General features: G+C 38.7%; 13 protein-coding genes. 10 read left to right on the top strand and 3 right to left on the bottom strand.

Annotation, left to right across the window (positions count from 1 at the left end; translation table 11 throughout):
- Nucleotides 1-206 precede the first annotated feature (206 nt).
- The 7 genes from JFU56_RS00065 to JFU56_RS00035 all read left to right on the top strand — a co-directional run bounded on the left by JFU56_RS00065 (nt 207) and on the right by JFU56_RS00035 (nt 11,480).
- Nucleotides 207-815 (top strand): paraquat-inducible protein A, encoded by a 609-nt coding sequence (locus tag JFU56_RS00065; RefSeq protein WP_198435260.1) that lies wholly within the window; start codon nt 207-209, stop codon nt 813-815.
- Nucleotides 802-1,425: a paraquat-inducible protein A gene (locus JFU56_RS00060; RefSeq protein ID WP_198435259.1), complete on the top strand. Its 624-nt coding sequence runs from the start codon at nt 802-804 to the stop codon at nt 1,423-1,425. Before JFU56_RS00065 ends, JFU56_RS00060 begins: the two co-directional genes overlap by 14 nt.
- Entirely contained in the window at nt 1,412-4,117 is a 2,706-nt protein-coding gene (locus JFU56_RS00055) for a PqiB family protein (RefSeq protein ID WP_198435258.1), read from the top strand. Before JFU56_RS00060 ends, JFU56_RS00055 begins: the two co-directional genes overlap by 14 nt.
- A gap of 146 nt (nt 4,118-4,263) precedes the next feature.
- Complete coding sequence (gene rsmF / locus JFU56_RS00050) at nt 4,264-5,724, top strand: 16S rRNA (cytosine(1407)-C(5))-methyltransferase RsmF (RefSeq protein ID WP_198435257.1); 1,461 nt, start codon at nt 4,264-4,266, stop codon at nt 5,722-5,724.
- A 423-nt stretch (nt 5,725-6,147) separates the two neighbouring features.
- Entirely contained in the window at nt 6,148-6,792 is a 645-nt protein-coding gene (locus JFU56_RS00045) for a DUF2760 domain-containing protein (RefSeq protein ID WP_198435256.1), read from the top strand.
- Entirely contained in the window at nt 6,789-8,603 is a 1,815-nt protein-coding gene (locus JFU56_RS00040; RefSeq protein WP_198435255.1) for an Hsp70 family protein, read from the top strand. Before JFU56_RS00045 ends, JFU56_RS00040 begins: the two co-directional genes overlap by 4 nt.
- 66 nt (nt 8,604-8,669) lie before the next feature.
- On the top strand, nt 8,670-11,480 hold the full coding sequence (locus JFU56_RS00035) for an Hsp70 family protein (RefSeq protein ID WP_198435254.1): 2,811 nt from the start codon (nt 8,670-8,672) through the stop codon (nt 11,478-11,480).
- A 173-nt stretch (nt 11,481-11,653) separates the two neighbouring features.
- Here JFU56_RS00035 and JFU56_RS00030 read toward each other — a convergent pair whose 3' ends face one another.
- Nucleotides 11,654-12,100 (bottom strand): TerB family tellurite resistance protein, encoded by a 447-nt coding sequence (locus tag JFU56_RS00030; protein WP_198435253.1) that lies wholly within the window; start codon nt 12,098-12,100, stop codon nt 11,654-11,656.
- A 303-nt stretch (nt 12,101-12,403) separates the two neighbouring features.
- Here JFU56_RS00030 and JFU56_RS00025 point away from each other — a divergent pair, with 303 nt between their 5' ends.
- The 3 genes from JFU56_RS00025 to JFU56_RS00015 all read left to right on the top strand — a co-directional run bounded on the left by JFU56_RS00025 (nt 12,404) and on the right by JFU56_RS00015 (nt 16,358).
- Nucleotides 12,404-14,224 (top strand): sensor domain-containing diguanylate cyclase, encoded by a 1,821-nt coding sequence (locus JFU56_RS00025; RefSeq protein ID WP_198435252.1) that lies wholly within the window; start codon nt 12,404-12,406, stop codon nt 14,222-14,224.
- Between the two features lie 18 nt (nt 14,225-14,242).
- Complete coding sequence (locus JFU56_RS00020) at nt 14,243-16,045, top strand: ABC transporter transmembrane domain-containing protein (protein WP_198435251.1); 1,803 nt, start codon at nt 14,243-14,245, stop codon at nt 16,043-16,045.
- A 139-nt stretch (nt 16,046-16,184) separates the two neighbouring features.
- Nucleotides 16,185-16,358, top strand: a complete 174-nt coding sequence (locus tag JFU56_RS00015; RefSeq protein WP_198435250.1) for a hypothetical protein — start codon at nt 16,185-16,187, stop codon at nt 16,356-16,358.
- 114 nt (nt 16,359-16,472) lie between these two features.
- Here the strand turns inward: JFU56_RS00015 and JFU56_RS00010 are convergent, their stop codons facing one another.
- Together JFU56_RS00010 and JFU56_RS00005 are read right to left on the bottom strand one after the other, a co-directional pair.
- Nucleotides 16,473-17,030, bottom strand: coding sequence for a hypothetical protein (locus JFU56_RS00010; RefSeq protein ID WP_198435249.1), 558 nt, complete (start codon nt 17,028-17,030; stop codon nt 16,473-16,475).
- Between the two features lie 145 nt (nt 17,031-17,175).
- Nucleotides 17,176-19,830, bottom strand: a complete 2,655-nt coding sequence (locus JFU56_RS00005) for a beta-N-acetylhexosaminidase (RefSeq protein WP_198435248.1) — start codon at nt 19,828-19,830, stop codon at nt 17,176-17,178.
- Between the last annotated feature and the right edge of the window lie 441 nt (nt 19,831-20,271).

The raw sequence follows: 20,271 nt of genomic DNA, 5'->3' as shown, positions 1-20,271 counted from the left end.
ATAAATTATGCTTTATTGCAGCGTTGACATGCTAATTCGTTATTACCTAATGCTAATACATTTCTATGATGTTACAAATCTTCAAGGATAAACTTGTGATCGTATTGATAATAGAGATAAAATAATGCTATTACTGAACGCATGGAATAGTGCTACATTTTAAGCATTGAATGTAAACAGCGTAAATTGACTACTAGCGGGTATAAATGTCGAATATTAATGTCTGTAATAAATGTGACCTCATTGTGGATCATATCCCATTAGAAAAAGGCAAGCATGCACACTGCCCTCGCTGTAATACCCTCTTATATACCAACAAAATATTTTCGATAAGCACCATTTTAGCACTTTCTATCACAGGCCTTATACTTGTTGTTATTGCTAATGTGTTCCCCATGTTTACGATCACGCTGTTAGGTGTTGGAGAATCAGCAACGCTGGTCCAAGGCGCATGGGCATTATTCGAACAGAAGTTTTATTTTGTCGGTTTATTGGTGATCTTTTGTAGTTTCATTGCGCCCTTTCTATTTCTGTCTTGTTTAGCACAAGTTTGTCTATTGCTACTAACTAAACGAAATACACCGCAATTGATTTTGTTACTCAAGCTCGTGAACTTCCATACCAAGTGGAGCATGTTAGAAGTCTACCTGGTCAGTTTCTTGATTGCGGTATTTAAACTCTCTGACATTGCTGATATTGAGTTTCAACTCGGATTATTGAGTTTTGTCTCACTGATGTTTATTTCCAGTCTTATTATGTATGGACTGAACCTAGAACTTTTCTGGCAGAAGATGGAACGAAATGCAAAACGCTAAAGAAAATAAAATAGCCCAGTGCCAAGAGTGTCACCTCCTTATTAAGGTAGAAGAGGATGTGAAACGCCAACGTTGTCCGCGCTGCTTCACACAGGTTTATTTTAGAATACCGCGGAGTATTCAAAAAACGTGGGCATTTTTGATTTCAGCGATGATCATGATGATACCTGCCAACTTTTTGCCTATCAGTACCTTAACAAGTACAGGTAAGTCCACTCCGGATACCATCATGTCCGGTACCATCGCGTTAGCAAAAAGTGATAACCTAGGTATCGCGATCATTATTTTCATCGCATCTATTTTAGTACCCTTATTTAAAATCATTGGGTTAATGCTTATTTTGTTGTCAGTACAAAATAAAATTTTTATTGCACCAAAGCGAAAATTATTATTATTTAATGCCATTCATTGGATCGGAAAATGGTCCATTATGGATTTGTTTGTTATATCGATTATGGTCGCGGTTATCAACCGAGGTAATTTACTCTCGGTTGATGTCGGATATGGAGCAACTTGCTTTGGTCTGGTTGTTGTTTTAACAATCTTAGCTGCAGAAAGTTTTGATACACGTTTAATTTGGGATTTAAACCATAAAAATGAAAGAAAATAACGAACCACAAATGCCGGAAAATTGTAATGCACCTAAGCCTGTATTACACAAACCGAATGTGATGTCTCCAATCTGGTTATTACCCATCGTCGCAGTCGTATTGGGGCTTTACCTTATGTACCAAAGTATTACTCAGGCAGGTATTGAGATCCGTGTACATTTTGATAATGCCAATGGTATTGTTGAAGGGAAAACCTTGATTAAATACCAAGGTTTAAATATCGGTAAAGTAAAACGCATTGCACTAGATGACGATCTTAAAGGTGTCTATGTCACCGCAGAAATAGACAGTAAAGCAGAGCAAGTACTGCGTAGCAATACACAGTTTTGGTTGGTTGCACCAAAAGCCTCAATTGCGGGTATTTCAGGGCTTGATGCCCTTGTTACTGGTAACTATATCAACTTATCTCCGGGCGATGGTAAATACAGTGTTGAATTTGATGCCGTTAAAACCGCACCAAATACATTACCAGATGATAAAGGTTTAATTGTTCGACTTACTGCAAACAAACTCGCGTCCGTTCGTCCAGGTTCAGAAATTTTTTATAAAAAAATCCCAGTCGGTCAAGTACACAGTTTCGTCCTCGACAAAACAACCGACAACATATTAATAGAAGCAGTCATTAAGCAACAATATAGCTACCTAGTGAAAGACTCTTCACGTTTTTGGAATGCCAGTGGTATTAATGCAGAGTTTGGGTTCGATGGTATTAAAGTCCAAACTGAAAGTCTCACTGCTATTATCAGTGGTGCGCTGGCCTTCGACTCCCCAGCAGATGGCCGTCAAGCTAAAAATAATCAAGCTTATGAGCTATATAGCAGTATCAGTAATGCCGACCGCGCAGTTCAAATTGAATTCAACCTCAGCAATACCAGTGATATTAAAAGTGGTAACAACATCTATTTAAACGGTCAGCAAGTCGGTGAAGTAACACGAGTGATTAGCCAGTCTACCGATACCGTAACAAATGAAACGACACCGACAGCAAAAGCATTCGCCGATATTGACCCTGGAGTGGTTGAGTTATTACGTGATGGCACACAGTTCTGGGTTGAAAAAGCCAACCTGTCTTTGTCAGAAATTAAAAACGTAGGTAATCTTGTCACTGGTAATTATATTCTATTTACCCCTGGACAAGGTGAACTACAAACAACGTTTGATTTAGTCTCTAACGTTGATGATCTTATTCCTCATCAAGCAATATCTATTTCAGCAAATGATGCCAATGGGTTAGCCGTTGGTAATAAGATCTATTATAAGAATTATCCGGTAGGCCACATCAGCCGTGTTACGTTTAATACTAAAACCAACTTGATTGATTTAAATGTAAACATTTATCAGGAGTATGCTCATTTACTACGAGGCTCAACACGCTTTATTAATATCAGTGGCGTCTCTGTTGATGCGAGTGTCTCTGGTCTGAATATCAAATCAGCTCCAGTTGCAGCACTAGTCAGTGGTGGTATCGAGCTTGTTAACGATGTAGCGTTTAAATCAAAACGTCGTGAGCAACAATATCAACTCTACCCTTCACTTGCGCTTGCAAAGTTAGGCAGTAATGCGTTTAAAACTAATAAACAAATCACCCTGCTAAGTAAACCTAGTCATGTAATCTCCAGTGGCGCGCCGGTTTACTATCGCAAGCTCAAAGTGGGTTCTGTCGCCGACTTTAAATTAGCCGCTGACAATGAGCATATTGTTATCACCCTAGATATACAGAGTCAGTATGCCCATTTGATCAATGAAAATAGTGTGTTTTGGGACGTATCAGGTATTGATATATCAGGTAGTTTGAGTAACTTAAAAGTGCAAACAGAATCTTTGCTTACTATCGCAGCTGGTGGTATTAATTTTGATAATATTAAACCGGTGAATAAAAATAAAGTACGCCTGTCTAAATCGAAAGCCACACATTATAAACTATTCCGTAGTTTAGCGGCGGCTACTGATGATCGCCCTACAGTCACCCTTACCTTTACGTCAGGTTCTGACATTCATGTTGGCACTGAAATTAAACACAAAGGCATCAAAGTCGGTGAGATTAGCGATATTAAATTAAATGTCGAACAAGGTTTTATCGAGGCTAAGGCCAAGTTAGAAACTATTTACGCAAATCATTTCGCGCGACAAGGCAGCCACTACTGGCTGGAAAGTATAGAGGTTGGATTAGAGGGCATCAAAAACGCCAATACGCTTATATCGGGTGCCTACATTAATGTAACCAAAGGCCAAGGTAGTCGCGTAACACGTTTTAAAGTGTTAAACAGCGCACCTGAAATTGCCGCTGAGCATGTCGGTCTATCTATCACCGTCATCAGTGAACGATTAATGGGATTAACAGCCGGTACACCGGTTTATTTCCGCCAAATTGAAGTGGGTTCAGTGACTCATTCTGAATTGTCGAAACAGAGCGATAAAGTGCTAATTACACTGAACATTGAACCTAAATACCAACATTTAGTCCGTGATAATAGTCAGTTTTGGGCTGTCTCTGGGTTTAATGTTGATATTGGTCTTACTGGGGCAACGTTAAAAGCAGAATCATTAAAAACGATTTTAGCTGGTGGTATTGCCTTTGCTACGCCTAATTCAACGACGAACAGTGCTCTCGCAGCGCCCTTTAGTCGCTTTAAGTTAGCGCAAGAAGTCGATGCTGAATGGTTAAAATGGGATACCAAAATAGCTAAATAGGCTCATTCAACAGCTTATATATAAACTCAAAAAAGAGACGAAACGAACACAGCAAGCCTATCAAACCAGCTACTTCATAATCCCAACTTTGAAGTAGCTGGGGGATATGATAAAATGCCCTCCTATTTTTCAATTGAGCTTGTAAAGTGCATTCCAATATCAAACTGCCTGAAGATTACCTGACATTAATGGGTAACATTATCCCCGATCATCTATCTATGGATGACTTTATTGCTTGTTGTAAAACACCATTGAAAACCAGTGTTCGTGTTAATACGCTTAAGATCTCTGTTGAAGAATTTAAACAATTAGCCAAAACCAAACAATGGTTATTAACTCCCATTCCTTGGTGTTTAGAAGGCTTCTGGCTAGAACAAGAAAATACTGAAACGAAACTAGGTAATAGCTGGGAACATATTGCAGGGCTTTTCTATATTCAAGAAGCCAGTTCAATGCTACCCGTTACTGCATTATTCAAAACACAAGTAACTGATGCTGCAGCGCAATACGATACGATCCTAGATTGTGCTTCTGCACCGGGTTCAAAAACCAGTCAGATCGCTGCACATTGTAATAATAACAACTTTGTCGTTGCCAATGAGCTATCTTCGAGCCGTTTAAAAGTGCTAAGTGCGAACGTCCAACGCTGTGGTATTAAAAACATCGCCCTTAGCCATTATGATGCTACCGTATTTGGTACTTGGTTACCGGAAATGTTTGATGCGGTATTACTTGATGCTCCTTGCTCTGGTGAAGGCGCGATCCGTAAAGACGACAAAGCCATGCTTAACTGGTCGTTAAAAAGCATCAATGACATTGCTGACATTCAAAAAGATTTAATTGAAAGTGCATTTAAAGCGTTAAAACCAGGTGGTACGTTAATCTATTCAACCTGCACATTAAATGAAACTGAAAACCAAGCCGTTTGCCAACACTTACTTGACTTGTATCCAGACCATGCAGAGGTTGTGCCGCTTAACGATTTATTCCCAACAGCGAATAATTGTTTGACTGCAGAAGGTTTCTTACACGTATGGCCGCAAATTTATGACAGTGAAGGTTTCTTCGTTGCTAAATTTACTAAAAAAGAAACACAAAAATTACGCCCGATTAAAAAGAAAAAGCGTTTAATTTTTCCATTCAGTCCTGTTAGCCGTGACGAAAATGACGCCATTCGTGATTATTTCCGTGATGCATTTAGCTTTGAATTTGAGAGTGGCGTTTTCTATCATCGCGATAGTGAAATCTGGTTATTCCCGAAAGAGTTCCCAGCATTCATTGGTAAGTTTAAATTTGACCGCATCGGTATCAAAATAGCAGAAAAATTCAAAAAAGGTTTCCGCGCTCAACACGAATGGGCACGAACTTTTGGCCATCATTGTGCTAAAAATACGGTGTCACTGGACATTGAGCAAGCAAAACAATACATCATGGGTCGTGATATAAATTTCTCTGATATCGAGATTGAAGACTTAGACGCTTTGCAAGGTGAGCTTGTTGTGTTGTTAGAAGGCAGTGTGCTCGGTTTAGGTAAACGTGTTAACCAACGTTTGAAAAATAATTACCCGCGCGACCTAGTGCGTGATAACAACTTATTTAATGAATAAAGAGTTTAATTAATAAAAGTTGAATGAATCACAGATTTAACAAGTAACGCGCTTGATTGATTGATGAATATAAAGAATCCATCTACATTCTGTTATTAATTGACTCAAGCGCAGAATAAAATGACGGTAATTTGATATATATAAATAATTTACTATATTTAAATACATGTTCTTACCAATTTCCCTAAGCTCATTACAAGGATTTGTACTGAGCTTTTTTTTATTTTTTTTTTAAATATCACTAAGCTTAAAAATACGTTTCTAATAATTCCCGCTAATATGGCTATTCTTTGTTCCTAAGTACAAATGATTTGTACCTAACTACAGGCTAAATAAGCTAAAAAATCACATTATACTCCGTAACATAAATAACTATGATAAAATCGCCGATAATATTGATTTATACAAACTTGAGTAAAATATATGAACTTCGACCTTACAAATATCTCTGAACTACCTACTGGCCCTGACGCAGCGCATGTTGCTTTGTTCGCGCTTTCCGTGATCCTGTTACTACTCACTCTAATTCGAGGCGGTAAAAAAACAATTGAAATAGAAAAGATTGTTGAAAAAGAAGTAGAAGTTAAAGTGGAAGTAGAAAAAATTGTCGAGGTAATCAAACACGTTAACGTAGAGAAAATCGTTGAAGTTGAAAAGATTGTCGAAATCAAAGCCCCACTACAAGAAGCAAGCCCTGCAGCCGCTTGTCAACTTCTATCACTACTACAAAATGAAGCTCGTTTCGTTGACTTCATTCAAGAAGATTTAACCAGTGCATCGGATGAACAAATTGGTGCAGCAGCACGCATCATCCACACAGGCAGCAAAAAAGTAATCAATGAATACTTTAGCTTCACGCCAATCCGCACTGAAGAAGAAGAAAGCCAAGTAACCGTTACTGAAGGTTTTAACCCATCAGAAATAAAACTGATTGGTAACGTATTAGGTTCTGCACCTTACCGTGGTATTTTAGTTCATGCTGGTTGGAAAATCACTAGTGTAAACTTACCAAAATTAGCACAAGGCCATAACGCAAATATCGTTGCGGCAGCCGAGGTTGAACTATGAGCGAAGTAGCAGCAAAATACAGTATTGGTATCGATTTAGGCACAACGCACTGTGTATTATCATATATCGATTTAGAACAAGAAGATGACAAAGCAGTTAAGCAATTGTTTGCTATCCCACAGCTATCAGCACCAGGTTCAGTAACGGAGAAACATCAACTGCCCTCTTTTGTCTATCAGGCGCATGAAGATGAGATCAGTAAAGAGCAAACACCACTACCTTGGAACGCTGAAAACACAACACTTGTGGGTGATGTTGCTCGTCAACTTGGCCTTAAAACACCGATCCGTTTAGTATCAAGTGCAAAAAGCTGGTTAAGCCATGCAACGGTAAGCCCGCATGATGCAATCTTACCTTTCTCAAGCCCTGATGAAGTTGAAAAGATCTCACCAGTAACAGCGACATCACTGTACTTGAGCCATTTAGCAGATGCTTGGAACAGTGCACATCCTGACTCTCCGATGTCAGAACAAGATGTCACAATCACCATTCCTGCATCGTTCGATCCTGCGGCACGAAACTTAACAGCGCAAGCAGCACAAGATTTAAACCTTAAGCATTTAAACCTGCTTGAAGAACCACAAGCTGCTGTATATAGCTGGCTAGAAGCATGCGGTGATGAATGGCGTGACCAAGTTAATGTGGGTGATACCATCTTGGTTGTTGATATTGGTGGTGGTACTACCGATTTATCATTAATTTCTGTGGAAGAATTAGAAGGTAACTTAACATTATCACGCGTCGCTGTAGGTGAACATATCCTACTTGGCGGTGACAATATGGATCTTGCCCTCGCTTATCGTCTAAAAATGAAATTGATGCAAGAAGGCAAGCAATTACAACCTTGGCAAATTCAGGCGATCACACACGCTTGTCGTGATGCAAAAGAACAGCTGTTATCTGACAATGACATTGATGTAATGCCAATTGTCATCCCTAGCCGTGGTTCAAAACTGATTGCAGGTACAATGCAAACAGAGCTAACGCGTGAAGAAGTTAAGCAAACTATTTTAGATGGTTTCTTCCCTGCGACTGAAGTTTCAGAAATGCCACAGCAAAGCACACGTACAGCATTAACACAAATTGGTTTACCGTATGCACAAGATGCAGCGATCACTAAACACATTGCTCATTTCTTGAATAAACAGCATGACGCATTAGAGTCAGATGCAGGTGACTTCATTAAACCAACAGCGGTATTGTTTAATGGTGGTGTATTTAAATCAAATGCAATCAGCGAAAAACTAATCGGCATTATTAACGATTGGTTAATTTCGGCTGACGTTGAAGAAGAAGCAAAATTATTAACAGGTATTGATCTTGATCTTGCCGTAGCGAATGGTGCTTGTTACCACGGCTATGCAAAACAAGGCAAAGGCGTGCGTATTAAAGGCGGCTTAGCAAGTTCATATTATGTCGGTGTTGAAAGCTCAATGCCTGCAATCCCTGGATTTGAAGCGCCACTTGAAGCGGTATGTATCGCACCATTTGGTCTTGAAGAAGGCACCAATGTTAATGTAACAACGCACCAGTTTGGTTTAGTTGTTGGTCAACCGGTTAAGTTTAAATTCTTTGGTTCAACAGTACGTCGTGAAGATGTTGTTGGTACTCACCTTGATTTCTGGCAGCCTGATGATCTGGAACAATTACCAGACATCGAAGTAACGCTTGATTCAGCGAACCGTAACAGTGGTGATGTTGTACCAGTATCATTATCTGTAACGGTAACAGAAGTCGGTACACTTAAAGTTGAAGCCATTGCAAGTAACAGTGACGAAGCTTGGGAAATTGAACTAACTGTTCGTCAATAATAATGACATCAGTGTGTACTTAACTCAGGGCTCTTAGCCCTGAGTTTTATTATATGGAGTTTATGAATGCCCTCACCTGTTTCTAAAACAGCGCAATACGTAATTGGCATCGATCTAGGCACTACTCACAGTGTGCTATCTTATAAAAATATCGATGATTATCAAACCAGCGCATCAGTATTCCACGTAGACCAATTAGTTGGTCCCGGCGAAGTTGCTAGAAAACCGTTACTCCCTTCATTCCGCTATCACTTTAATGATAACGAAATTGCGACAACAGATTGTGTTCTACCTTGGCAACCAAGCCAATTTAAAGGTGAAATAACCAATGTTATCGTCGGTCAATGGGCTCGAGATCTTGGCACTAAGACAAAAGGCCGTTTAGTTTCCAGCGCTAAAAGTTGGTTGTCTCACCCAAGTATTGATGCGCAAGCTGCTATTTTACCTTGGGCTGTTGAAGACAATATTGAAAAAGTATCACCCGTTATTGCCAGCGCCAGTTACCTTGCACATTTTCAAGCATCTTGGAACTACCATAATCCAACGCACTTACTTGCAGACCAGAATATTACCATCACAGTACCTGCCTCTTTTAATGATACTGCACGTGCGTTAACGCTTGCTGCGGCAGATCTTGTTGGGTTAACAAACGTTACTTTATTAGAAGAGCCACAAGCCGTTTGTTACGATTGGTATCATCGTAATAAAGAAGCTAGAACAGATTTGATCGAGCAAGATAAAACCATGCTTGTTTGTGATATCGGTGGTGGCACAACAGATTTAAGTTTAATCGAAATGTCATTAGAGCACGGTGAATTGAATTTGAATCGTGTTGCTGTTGGTGATCATTTAATGCTTGGCGGTGACAACATCGATTTAGCCTTAGCGCATATTGTCGAATCCCGAATTTCACCGGGACAACGTTTACAAACTGCGGCATTGGGTCAACTTATTCAACAAACCCGTCAGGCTAAAGAGTTATTTTTATCAGAGCAGCCACCAAGCACGACATCTATTACATTACTCGGTCGAGGTTCAAAGCTTGTCGCACAATCAAAGAAATGCGAACTGACAAAAAATGAAGTTGTCGATATGGTATTTAACGGTTTCTTGCCCAATAGCAGCTTCAACCAGTTGCCAAGTCACCGCAAGAATGCCGTTGTTGAATTTGGTTTACCGTACACTTCAGATCCCGCGATTTCAAAACACATAGCCGAATTTATCCATACTTATTATGATATAGCAGTAACTGAAAATTACGATCCTGCGATCGTACCAGCAGCAATCCTAGTAAATGGTGGTATTTTCAATAGCCAACAAGTAAAACTGCACATCGAAAAAGTGTTGTCAGGTTGGAAACAACAAAAAGTGCAGATGCTCCACAATGGTAATCCTGATTTATCTGTTGCTTTTGGTGCTGTAGAGTTTGGTTTTGCGAAACTGGGTAAGCAGAAACAAATTGGCGGTGGTAGCCCACGTAACTATTTCATTGAGATCACAGACCGATCAGGCCAACCTCAATCTATTTGTCTTTTACCGAAGGGAACAGAAGATGAGCAAGTTATCAATTTAGATAGCCGCTTGTTCTCGTTAACTATCGGTGAACCAATTCGTTTCAATCTTGCAACCACGAGTCATGAAAGCAATTTCAAACCTGGTGATATTATTGAAGCTAAATCGGCAACTGAACTCAAAGGTAAAACACCTTTACCGCCTTTTGTTGTGACCATCCCTGAACATAAAGACCATAAACGTTTTGAATCAGTTTACCTATCTTGTAAACTGAGCAGCATAGGTACCTTACAGTTAGAATGTGTCAGCGAAACCAACAGTAAACAACGTTGGGCTTTAGAGTTTTCGGTACGTCCGAGTTTATCGAACAAGAATACTGACGATGAACCGCATAGCGTCAATGATATTAAACAGCGTCACCCTAAATTACCTGAAGCGATCCAGTTAATTGAAGCCGTATATGGGGCGAGTAGTAAAAAGAGTGATCCCAAATTAGTTAAATCATTACGTAATGATTTGGATAAACGTTTAGGTAAGCGTGATACTTGGGATACCGATTTATTACGTGAGCTTGCAGCGCCTTGTTTACAGTTTGCCAAAAACCGTCGCCGTACCGAACAACACGAACGTAATTGGTTAAAGCTAACCAGTTTCTTGCTTCGTCCTGGTTTTGGTTACCCTGCTGATGATTGGCGTATTGAACAGATGTGGCCGATATTCAAGTCTGCTATTCAATATAATAAATCGACGCAATCATGGAGTGATTGGTGGAATCTATGGCGTCGTATCGCTGGTGGACTTAATGAACAGCAGCAAATAGAAATATACGATACGATTGCAGTCTATTTTGTTGAAGACAGTAATAAAAACGCAAAGGTTATCAACCAAGCTAAGCTACGCAGTTATGATGATATTATCCGACTTGCGGCATCGCTAGAGCACATCCCAGTGGCTCTGAAAGTTGAATTTGGTGAATATTTACTGGCTAAACTTAAGAAACCACAAAACCAGCAACTACATTGGTGGGCTTTAGGTCGCATAGCGTCACGCGTTGCTTTTTATGGTAGTCAGCACAATGTCATTCCACGTCATATTGTTGAGACATGGTTAACTACATTACTCGACGCTGACTGGCAAAAAGAACCCCACATTGCATTTGCAGCTGTGATGATTGCTAGAAAAACCGGCGATAGAGAAATGGATATTCAGGATAAGGTAAGAGATGCCGTTATTGAAAAGTTAACGCAGAATAAATTATCTGAATCTTGGTTAGAGCTTGTACGTGAAGTGCAAACCTCTGATGAAACAGTGATGAAGCGTATTTTTGGTGACAGTTTACCGACAGGTTTAACGCTTTTGTCGTAATGCTTTTTAAAGATAGATATATGTGATTTGAATAGCAGGCTACTGTATGTATATAGTAGACCTGCTATTTTTTTATTTGATACTTTGTTTAATTTCTGAATGATTGAGCTACAGATGGACAGATTTTGTAACAGGGGCCAACTCTCAACAACCATAGTCCAAATAAGTGACAGCTACACACACGCCGCTAATTTAGCCTTAATGTAATCTGAATGTGTAATGTAAATAAGATCAGCTACTTGTCTAATCAAAGCTTCTTCATATGGATCAATAATACCGTCCGCATAAGCCACATGCCACATAGATTCTATAAGTACATACCTTTGTTTATATTCAACATTTCGTAGCTTGGATGTGAACTCATAAATAGAAACTGCCTCTTCACTGTTCTTTTTAGCTGTGGCTAACAACGTACTTGCTCTATCGGTATCTATATTCAGTAACAACGAAAGTTGATGTGTTTTAGCAATGCTTTCTTCTTCATTGGTCTCACTATCTGCACTAGCCACTTCACATAATAAAGCTGCCATCGATAACTCAAAGGCCTGCTCATCTGCAATGTTTGACGATGTCGAGTCTTCTGAGATCTGTTTAAACAAATTGTGTAGTGCTTTAAACATATAGGTATCACTCTTATTAATAGAAGGAATTACTCAAGTAGATGAATTTAAGACAACAAAATTTATAAAAAGTTGTCATCTATTAGTGGCTCAATTGCTAGCACGATTTTGAATTATTAATCATTACTTATTATTGTTTATGCATCTTAATGACAGCCTGTTATTTATGAGACTAAGCGTTTGTTTTCTATATGTAATCATTCTATTTACTTGATAGTTTGTTATTATTAACACCTAATTGGTACTTTCCCATTTGCTAATTCAATTCACCATTTTTGCGTGAATATAATTCCCTAGGTAAATATGTTGCATTTAAATCTTCAACCAAGACTCTTCATTTCAATGATTTACCCGCTGTTAGCATTGCTCATGTTTAGTTTAATGTATATTGGTTACTCTGATTATAAGTATATAAAAACAAATACTTACCAACAAGCTGAAAACAATTTAGATATTGCTAATGAATACCTAGACCAGCACTTAAACGCGGTAAATAACCAACTTTTTCTTTTGGGGGAAACGTACAAGTATAACTATAATTTAACTGATTTTTTATTCAGTGCCCAACATATACTTAATAATGAAGACAAGTACTTAGAAATTGGTTTATTAACCGCAGAAAATGAATATTATGCCACTAATTATGTCTACAATGCCGATGCTGATGATAACCGCTCACGTCCTTGGTTTAATGAAGATATGGATTATGAAACCCCTTTTATTTCATCACTATATAAAAGTGAGCAAACTCAAAAGTGGACAGTTGCCTTTGTCTGTTTATTAAAGCTTAATAATGGGCAAAATGCCCGCCTTATCTTAGAATTAGACATACTCGGCTTATATGACAAATTATCCTTACTGAAAACGTTAATGAATGGCTATGTCTATGCCGTGGATTCAAAAACAGGCCAAATAGTCATGCACCCTAACCCATCAAGAATTTCAACTCAGTCAATAAGTCTTCCAGAAAATGAACTTGAACGGGTTGTAAGTGATGCGGAATCAAATAAAAAATTAAATAATGGATTAACGACAAAAAACGTCATTAACTATACTTATAAAGGTCAGACAAAATTTAGTATATACCAAGCTGACAACCAGTTGGGGTGGATATTACTTTCAAATTCTAACAACGCAGATATGAAATATAAAGTATTAAATATCGGCGTGGTATCTTTTGTATTACTGGCATTGATAGGCGTTCTATCAATGATTTACTTCATCTCAAGCCGTGTCCATAACAAGGGCCAAGTATTATCAGCCTCAACGAGACTAGAGGATATCTACCTTGCATTGTCACAAATGGCCAGTGAGTTAACTCATTTCGATAATATGTTTTTGATTATATATAATCCATACAATCAACAATTTGAAGAACCGCTTCACAACTTAAGTTTGAATGCAGAAGAGGTATACCTCGAAATAAAACAAGATAAAGTTGAAGTTCTTAAGATACAAGATCCATTAATACCCGATATTTTACCGCACCAAACCTGTACCCGAATCCCGTTATACAACAAAGGCGAACTTATTGGTGTCTTATACCTGACAAATAGCAATTTAAAATCGACTCAATTCATGAACATATTTCGTAACTATGCACAAAGCGCCCTGATCAATATGCTGTTAACACAAAAGATAAGAAGTGAAGATGCAATGACACAGCTGACGAACAAGGTATATTTACGACAGCAAATGGGGTGCCAGATCAGATGTAAGACAGCTGACTCTTATTTAGCTATGATCGATATTGATGATTTTAAATTAATTAATGATAGTTTTGGTCACTTATTTGGCGACCGCGTTATTATTAAAACCGCAGACATGCTCAAACATTATTTTAATCATAGAGCCGTGACTTCACGTTACGGGGGGGAAGAATTTGCCGTACTATTTTATGCCTCTGATGAGCTACAGGCACACCAAAAATTAGAAGCATTTCGTTGTGGTATCGAAACAACAGCGGTAAAGTCCGATCTTAAGCAATGTAATCTGACAGTAAGTATCGGTTTTAGTGCGCTTCGTGATAGCATAGATAAAACGATTTATGATGCTGATAGAGCCTTGTACTTAGCTAAAAATAATAACAAAAATAAAGTATACCAATCTGTCGAGACGACTTAATAATACATAGGGAATACCATGAGTGCTTCACTTAAGGATAAGATAAGCCAGACACCATCATTCACGAGCTTATTGCCAATTTTTGCCTTTATTAAGCCCTATAAGTTAATGGTGTTATATGCCCTACTCGCGTTATTACTGACTGCAGGTATTAATTTATCACTTGGCCAAGGTGTTAAATATGTCATTGACAATGGCTTTATCGCAGGCTCTGAAACCCAATTAAAGTCTGCTATATTAGTACTTATTGCTCTAATCACGCTCTTAGCGCTTGGCACATTCAGTCGGTTTTACCTGATGTCATGGTTGGGGGAACGCGTTAGTGCTGACATTAGAAAAGCGGTTTTTAATCAGGTGATTAAGTTACACCCTAGCTATTTTGAAGAAAATAGAAGCGGCGAAATAATGTCGAGATTAACGACAGATACCACATTACTTCAATCTATCATTGGTTCTTCATTCTCAATGGCACTTCGCAGTGCATTGATGCTGATTGGCGGCTTAATTATGCTGCTCGTCACCAATGTCAATCTAACACTTTGGGTCATTGCCTTTGTCCCCTTCATTCTTATACCAATTTTAATTTATGGTCGAAAAGTCAGGGTATTAGCCGCTAATAGTCAGGATGCTATTGCTGATATTGGTAGCTATGCTGGCGAAATAATTCAAAATATTAAAGTAGTGCAAAGCTATACCCATGAGAAAACTGAACAGGCATCTTTTGCCAATGAGGTAGAAAAAGCATTTTCGGTGGCCAAGGACAGGATAAAGCAGCGGTCGTTATTGATTGCGATTGTCATCTTTCTTACTTTCAGTGCGATCAGTATTATGCTGTGGATTGGTGGTATGGATGTACTAAATGGCCAAATGACGGGCGGTGAGCTCGGCGCATTTGTGTTCTACGCGATTATGGTTGCCATGTCAGTTGCTACGATCTCAGAAGTTTATGGTGAACTACAGCGTGCAGCAGGCTCTGCAACTCGGCTGCTAGAACTTCTCGAAGTCACCAGTAAAATACAATCACCGCAACAGCCTGAACCAATCAATGATAACCAAACGACGATCATCGAATTTAAAAACATGGATTTCTATTACCCATCGCGACCAAATACTGCAGCCTTGAAAGCCATTAATTTAAAGATCCCCAGAGGTAAAGTGATCGCATTAGTTGGGCCGTCAGGTGCAGGTAAAACGACTTTATTTGAATTACTGCAACGTTTCTATGATCCCCAATCAGGTGAAGTCCTATTTAATCATTCAAATATTAAAGAATTAGCACTAAACCAAATACGAGAACGTATGGGGATGGTACCTCAACACCCGGTTTTGTTTAGCTCTAACGTCTGGCATAACATACGTTATGGCGATCCAACAGCAACAGATGAACAAGTAATTACCGCAGCAAAACTTGCTCATGCACATGAATTTATTCTGCAATTACCTGAAGCTTATGACAGCTTTCTAGGTGAGCAAGGTGTACGTTTATCAGGGGGGCAAAAACAACGAATCGCCCTAGCCCGAGCCATTTTAAAAGACCCTGATGTGTTGTTGTTAGATGAAGCAACAAGTGCACTTGATGCTGAAAGTGAGCACCATGTACAAGCGGCACTGGAAGAATTAATGCAAAACAGAACAACATTGATTATTGCCCACCGTTTATCAACAGTGATTAATGCGGATCTTATTTTACTCATGGATCAAGGGGAAGTCATAGCACAAGGTAACCATCACCAGCTTATCGAGTCATCGACATTATATCGACGCCTCTGTGAATTACAGTTTGATAACGCAGGTAATAAGGTGATTTTAGCTAGATCTTAATTTGTATAATGAATTAATTTAGGAAACTTGTGGTTTGTTAATCACTGTCTACTATTAAGATATAAGACATAATGCAGATAGATAAACACCTGTATTCACTTATAAAACCTGTGTAACTTATAAGAATAGTAGGATCAGTATGAGCAAATTAATTTTAACTATTACGTTTATTATCGCTTCAGCTACATTCAATGTGAGCGCAACTGAAGGACAAGGTTCTGGAGTATTAGGGCCAGAAGTAGAATGCAAACTACACAATGGTGAAATAATTAAAACCTATGCGCAAATATGCGAGGCTCGCAAAAGCAGTTAGTTGTCAAAGCTATCACAGTACTACCATATTATTAACGTCAATTAGTACAAGTACACAACCTTGTACTAATTATTGATCTTAAAGCGAATTATTTTCACCAGCTATTTAAAGATCTTATTTAGCGGTATTTTCAACTTTATTTTGGACTTGAACTTGCTCATAACCCGTCATATAGGTACCAGGTAATGAAATTACAGGACCATGTTTACTGTTTGCTTTCTCTTGCAATTTGATCACAAGGTTCTCGGAAGTATTCACTGAATCAGGAATCGAGAACGAAAACATTTGGTCAAAAATACACAACTCGTCACAAGTTCTAAATGTGCCACGTTCTTGTTTGATCTTTACCGATTCCATACCATTAATAGATACAAACCCGTATTCAAAACCAAAGTCTGTATGTTTAACTAAAAGGTTAATACGCGTATCTATCTGATGCTTTTCGTTGCTACTTTCTCTGCCATACATGTAAGCATCTGCTTTAAACAATGCTTGTGTGGTGCCAGGTTCAGGCGCCAATGTAATTGTAGGCCCAGTGATACGCTTCCCTTCCCAAGTCTGTTTTACTGCAACCATATCTTTAAATTGTTCAGAGCTCGCGTCTTCATAAGTATTCGAACAAGCGGTGAGTGCGAGTGGTAATAATAGTGGCGCTAAAAATTTTAGTTTCATCTTAATTGTCTCTTGTTATATCGCACATAGTTTAATCATGCGATTTTATATTCGATTTATGAAATGTGTTTTATGTATCATAAGTGATAAAGGCGACTGAATTAATATCCAATCACCTCTTATTTTAAGTCATTGTAAAATCAGATTACTTTACTTCGGTAATACGGCTGAAGCGTTTGCCATCTGGTGACACAGTTCTTAATTCGGCAGATGTTACAGAAACAGGTTTTGTCCATGTAGTCCATGTAGAACCTGCATCCGTACTGTATTGCACTTCTAATCCAGGGAACGCCACGTTAGTGAATAACTGACCTGATTCAATTTTACCACCCGGCACAGGCAGACGATATTGAACACCTGCCTTGTCAATTTTAGCTAATTCACGCTGACCGATGATATTTGCAAATTGGTTCCATTCTGTGTGTTGTTTATTTGCATCAACAAACGTTGTTTCACCACCCTTGAACTCGCGATCTTTAACGTAATCCAGTTCCCATGACGCTTTATGCCATGCGCGTTCTGCTAATGGCAAGATACGAGGGTAAACCATGTATTCAAATTGTGCGTCTGTACGTACTGATTCACTCCAAAGCTGACCAGAAATACCATTGTAACCACGGTTTTCAGTGTCGCCCTTTATGTTAAAGTTATTACCGTCACGATCTTTTGATGTTTCAGCGTTTTGAGGTAAATTATTCGGTGAGAATTTAAACACCTTTTTACTGTCTGTGTAGCGTGTTGCCCAGTAGTAACCACGTTCTTTTGAGTTTACTTCATAAGGAAAATCGAAATACAGATAATCAGGGTGCGATTGTACAACTTCAAAACCTTTTTCTATCATATGGTTAGACGTGTTTGCACCGCCCCAATATAGGGTTTCCCACACATTAGCGACAGCTGTTATTGGTAAATCTTTAGCATCGACGTCTTTTAGCCCATCTTGCCATAACTGCGTTTTCTCAATACCAGCAGCAGCAATGATGTTAGCCACTTTTTTAACAAACATAGGACCAAGATCGTGTGGTGTTTCTAAACTATCATCTGCAGCTACTTGTGCTACACACAGTGGCGATTTAGCCCAAGGCATTGATTCCTTAGTTAAGTCTTTATCACCTTTCCAAGCTGTTGTACCGCCAGTCTGTTCGAAACCGTTACCAAGATGAATATTCTTCGCTTCATCGCCCCCCATATGCCATGTTTTCAATGGTTGACCAGCTTCTTTATGCATCGCTTGAACTTCTGCAATGACTTTACCGATGAAGTTATAAGTCGAATCCATACAAGGATTTAGGATACCATCATTATAGAATTGAATCGTTGTGTATACTGATTTGTCATCTGGATCAGCTAGGCGATATTCTTCTGCTTTTTGTAAATCTGAATCTTTGTATTTGTTGTAACGCGCTTCCATTGCCACGACACCTGCACGGGCATGGGCTGGCATATCAATTTCAGGAATAACCTCAATATTACGCGCCTGCGCATATTTCACTAACTCAATATAGTCAGCTTTGGTTAAATAACCTGTACCACGATTATCCGAGTCTGGACCTGAACCCAATTGAGGTAATAAACACGTGTTCTCTTCTAAATCATGGCAACGTTTTCCGCCGATATCTGTTAATTCAGGTAAACCAGGGATCGCTAAACGCCAACCTTCATCATCGGTTAGATGTAAGTGGAATTTATTCATTTTATACGCACTCATTTGATCAACTAAGCGCAATAGTGACTCTTTACTGTGGAAGTTACGGGCAATATCAACCTCCATACCACGATACTCAAAATTTGGAGCATCTTTTACACTGACTTGTGGAATACTTTTGTTTACAGCAAAATCAGACGGGACTAATGACGCAATTGATTGCAACGCATAAAGTGCACCAGCATTATCAAAGGCTACAACGTCGGTGCTGTCAGCGGAAACATTAAGTGTGTAACCGCCAGATATTGCGTATTCTTCTGCTAGTTGTTGCGGGGCAATAGTGATATTAACAGGATAGCTACCTGCTACATTAATACCAAAATTTTCAAATCGTTGGGTCACAACATCGAGTGAGCGTTGTTGCATTGCTGGTGCATGGATATTAATGCCGGCGCTTAAATCAGCAAAGCCTGTTACTTTTTCATCTTGCCATACTGGTGTTGGAATGATTTTGTTCGCGACTGAGGCTGCTGATAATTGTACAGTTGCTTCATTAGACTCAAAACGCGTATTAGCGTTCATGATGATGTTGTTATCACCAGCATGTCTTTTCAGATTTTCACCGGTAAGTGGTGTCATGATTTCTGACATATCTTCAGTATCTGTATTACTGATCACTTTCGGATCTGCATTTTCGGCTGTCACATAATAACGCGGCATCACATCTGTTTCGAACAATGACCAATATTCAGCGATGAAGTTAACATCTACTGTTGTCTTCTCTGCAAAACCTTTGAATTCAGCGGTTGGTGCGAGTCGATGAAGATCACCATTGATATGTTCAATAGTAAATTCTGGTGATTTAACTTCTAATATACGACGGATACTATGAAAATAGATTTCCCAATCAGCAGACTCAATCGCTGCACCGCTATTCATCAACTGTATCGTTACATCCTGACATGCCGACCACTCTGCTTCAAGCGATTTACATTTAGCAGCAGCGTCGCCTTCAAGCTTTTGATTAACCGTATAAGAGACAGCGATAGATGAAGCTATGGTATCAACGACTTGCTGTGTTGACGCTACGTTTTGTGTCGCACTACAACCAGCTAAAGCAGCACTTAATCCAAGTGCTATTGTTGTTTTTTTCATATCCGAATCATCCTTTGAATGAAATATTTAAACTAGACGCTAAACTAAAAACTTAATACACACTGTAAAGTAACTTGTGTAGTTTACTATCTGAAATTTCATTTCATGTGACTATTGTCACCAATATAATTAACTTTATATAAACATACGTGATTAATATCAATTTAAATAACGCATCCATTTACGACTGGGTGTTATGAATAACGACACTTTCAGTATTTATCGCTTCCAGATCACGCCATTATTTACATTAAAATAACATTGTAAATATTAAATTTAAGTTGAACTTAATTCATCAAGATCAAAATAACATTTAAAACAACGATTTATTCCACCAAGGAAATATCAAAAAACAGAGTTGTTTTATATTTGTTTCAAGATATTGTTGATTCCCCCCTTAAATTAATAGCGCAAATTAATCACTATAAATAGGTATAAATG

The organism is Moritella sp. F3 (assembly GCF_015082335.1).
Lineage (GTDB): Bacteria > Pseudomonadota > Gammaproteobacteria > Enterobacterales > Moritellaceae > Moritella.
The sequence above is the reverse complement of the archived record's forward strand: the minus strand, read 5'-3'. Positions and strand labels throughout refer to the sequence as shown.